Source organism: Kitasatospora sp. NPDC127116 (assembly GCF_042677365.1).
Classification (GTDB): domain Bacteria; phylum Actinomycetota; class Actinomycetes; order Streptomycetales; family Streptomycetaceae; genus Kitasatospora; species Kitasatospora lactacystinica.
On sequence record NZ_JBHXTL010000266.1, the window covers coordinates 1 to 3,870 of the forward strand.

The 3,870-nt window shown below is 72.9% G+C and carries 1 protein-coding gene; it reads left to right on the forward strand.

The features are described from left to right. On the forward strand, nt 1-3,870 hold a 3,870-nt coding region (locus ACFVHV_RS43390; protein WP_380359338.1), incomplete at both ends, for a type I polyketide synthase.

Below are 3,870 nucleotides of genomic sequence, written 5' to 3' on the forward strand. Positions count from 1 at the left end.
TCGCCGGAGGACCTGTGGCGGCTGGTCGCCGACGGCGTCGACGCGATCGGTGGGTTCCCGGAGGATCGTGGGTGGGATCTGGAGGGGTTGTTCGATCCGGATCCGGAGGTGCGGGGGAAGTCGTACACGCGGCGGGGTGGGTTCCTGTACGACGCGGCGGACTTCGACGCGGAGTTCTTCGAGATCAGTCCGCGGGAGGCGTTGGCGACGGATCCGCAGCAGCGGTTGCTGCTGGAGCTGGCGTGGGAGGTGGTGGAGCGGGCCGGGATCGATCCGGTGACGTTGCGGGAGTCGCAGACCGGTGTGTTCGCCGGTGTGATGTACAACGACTACAGCTCACGCCTCCAGCAGACCCCCGACGGCATGGAGGGGTACCTGGCGATAGGCAACTCGTCGAGTGTCGCGTCGGGTCGGGTCGCCTATCAGCTGGGTCTCCAGGGGCCGGCCGTCACGGTGGACACCGCCTGCTCGTCCTCGCTGGTGGCGCTGCACCTGGCGGCCCAGTCGCTGCGGCGCGGTGAGTGCGACCTCGCCCTGGCCGGCGGAGTGACCCTGATGTCGACTCCGTCGATGTTCGTGGAGTTCAGTCGACAGCGGGGGTTGGCGGTCGACGGGCGGTGCAAGCCGTTCGCGCGGGCGGCGGACGGGACGGGGTGGAGCGAGGGTGCGGGGCTGCTGCTGGTGGAGCGGCTGTCGGACGCGCGGCGCAACGGTCACCGGGTGCTGGCGGTGGTGCGTGGTTCGGCGGTCAACCAGGACGGTGCGAGCAACGGGTTGACGGCGCCGAACGGTCCGGCGCAGCAGCGGGTGATCGCGGCGGCGCTGGCCGACGCGCGGCTCGTGCCGGGCGATGTGGACGTGGTGGAGGCGCACGGTACCGGTACCCGGTTGGGGGACCCGATCGAGGCGCAGGCGTTGATCGAGGCGTACGGGCGGGGCCGGGAGGCGGATCGTCCGTTGTGGTTGGGGTCGGTGAAGTCGAACATCGGGCACACCCAGGCCGCGGCGGGTGTGGCCGGTGTGATCAAGATGGTGAAGGCGATGGAGCACGGTGTGCTGCCCGCCTCGTTGCACGTGGACGCGCCGAGCGAGCACGTGCAGTGGGAGGGCGGTGGTGTCGAACTGCTCGTCGATCGGGCGCGGTGGCCGGAGGTGGAGCGGCCGCGGCGTGCGGGGGTCTCCGCGTTCGGTATCAGTGGTACCAACGCGCATGTCGTTCTCGAACAGCCGCAGTCCCAGCCGTCCTCCCCGGAGGGCGGCGTGGTGGCGGGTCCGGTTCCGTGGGTGCTGTCGGCCCGTTCCGAGGCGGCGTTGCGCGAACAGGCCGTCAACCTCGCCCGGAGCGTCCGCGAGGTCGACGGCGTCGATCCGGGTGCCGTCGCCCGGGCCCTGGCCACCACCCGCACCCACTGGAACCACCGCGCCGTACTGCTGGCCGACGGCTCCGCGGCGTTCGCCGAACTGCTCGACGCGGTGGCGGCCGGCACGGCCGGCCCACAGGTGGTCCGGGGTGTGGCGGGCACCGACGGCAAGGCGGTGTTCGTGTTCCCGGGGCAGGGGTCGCAGTGGGTGGGGATGGCGACGGAGTTGTTGGGGTCGTCGGCGGTGTTCGCGGAGCGGATGGCGCAGTGCGGTTCGGCGCTGGGTGAGTTCGTGGACTGGTCGTTGTCGGGGGTGTTGGAGGGGGTGCCGGGGGCTCCTTCGTTGGAGCGGGTCGATGTGGTGCAGCCGGTGTTGTTCGCGGTGATGGTGTCGTTGGCGGAGTTGTGGCGGTCGTTCGGGGTGGAGCCAGCGGCGGTGGTGGGGCATTCGCAGGGGGAGATAGCGGCGGCGTGTGTGGCGGGTGCGTTGTCCTTGCGGGATGCGGCGCGGGTGGTGGCGTTGCGGAGCAAGGCGTTGCTGCGGTTGGCCGGTACCGGCGGCATGGTCTCCGTCGCGCTCCCCGCGTCCGAACTGACGCCTCGCCTGGACCGGTACGCCGGACGGGTGTCGGTCGCGGCCGTGAACGGGCCGAACTCCGTGGTGGTGTCGGGTGAGGTGGCCGCACTCGACGCGCTGTGCGACGAGTTGGAGGCCGACGGCGCGAGGGCCCGCCGGATCCCCGTGGACTACGCCTCGCACTCCGCCCATGTGGAGGTACTCCGCGAGGAACTGCTCGACGTCCTGGCGCCGATCCGGCCGGCCACCGCCCGCGTGCCGTTCTTCTCGACGGTCGACTGCGCGTTCAAGGACACCGTCGGACTGGACGCCGAGTACTGGTACACCAACCTCAGGACGACCGTGCGCCTGGAGGAGGCGACCAGGGCGCTGGCCGAGGCCGGGTTCCGCTGGTTCGTGGAGGCGAGCCCGCACCCGGTGCTCACCGTCGGCATCGAGGAGACCCTCGCCGACCTCGGCCCGGCCGGGGCCACCGCTCGCACGCTGCCCACCCTGCGACGGCAGGAGGGCGGGCTCGACCGGTTCCGGCTCTCCCTCGCCGAGGGCTTCGTCAACGGTCTGCCGGTGGACTGGGCCGGCGCGATCCCGACCGGCGCCGGGACGTCCTTCGCTCTGCCCACCTACCCGTTCCAGCGGGAGCGCTACTGGCTGGAGCCGTCCGTCGAAGCGGCCGACGTCACGTCCGCGGGCCTGCACACGGCCGACCACCCGCTGCTCGGCGCGGTCGTCGGACTCGGGGACGGCAGCGGCATGCTGCTGACCGGCCGAATCTCCCTCACCACGCACCCGTGGCTGGCCGACCACGCGGTGTCCGGCACGGTGCTGCTGCCGGGAACCGCCTTCGTGGAGATGTTGAACCGGGCCGCCGAAGCCGCGGGTGCCGACCGGATCGACGACCTCACCCTGATCGCTCCGCTGGTGTTCCCGGAGAGTGGCGCCGTCGCTGTCCAGGTCGCGGTGGCGGAGGCGGACGGCGAGGGCCACCGGGCGGTCACCGTCTACGCCAGGCCGGAGACGGAAGCGGACGTCCTCGACGAGGAGTGGACCGTCCACGCGACCGGCGCGGTCAGTCGCACGGACGGCGTGCCGCGGCCCGCCGGTTCGCTCGCGGGGGCCTGGCCGCCGCCGGGGGCGACCCGGGTCGACCTGGCCGACGCGTACGGGCGGCTGGGCGAACTCGGCTACGAGTACGGCACGGCCTTCCAGTGCCTGCGCGGGCTGTGGCGGCTGGGCGAGGAGCTGTACGCCGAGATCGGCCTGCAGCCGGAGGAGCAGCGCGAGGCCCAGCGCTTCGTGATCCACCCGGCGCTGTTCGACGCGGCCCTGCACCCGCTCGCCATGGGCGAGTTGGGCGAGCCGCGGCCCGGGGCGCTGCCGTTCGCCTGGACGGGTGTGCGGGTGCACGCCGTCGGCGCCACCGTGCTCAGGGTTCGGCTGACCGGGCGTGCGGACGGCACCGCCTCGATCGAGCTCGCCGACGCGAGCGGTGCGCCGGTCGCCGACGTCGAGTCCCTGGCGCTCCGTGAAATGGCGCAGGACCGGGCCGGACTCGACGGGCGGGCCCTGCCGCTGTGGAACGTCGACTGGCAGCCGCTCTCCGGCCTCGACAACGGGTCCGCCCCCGTCGGCTGGGCCCTGTTCGGGCCCGACCACTTGGGACTCTGCACCGAGTCGCCCGACACCGCTCTCGAACGGCTGCCGGACCTCGCCGCGCTCCTCACGGAGGACCGCACCGCGCCCCTCCCGGAGGCCGTGCTGTGGCAGGCCGTGCCGGCGGGCGCCGGCGTGGGCGAGGACGCCGAGCCGCCCGCGGTCGTCCACCGGCTGCTGGAGGAGACCCTTGCGTTTGTGCGGGGGTGGTTGGTGGAGGAGCGGTTGGTGGGTGTGCGGTTGGTGGTGGTGACGGGGGGTTCGGTGGGGCCTGGTGGGGTG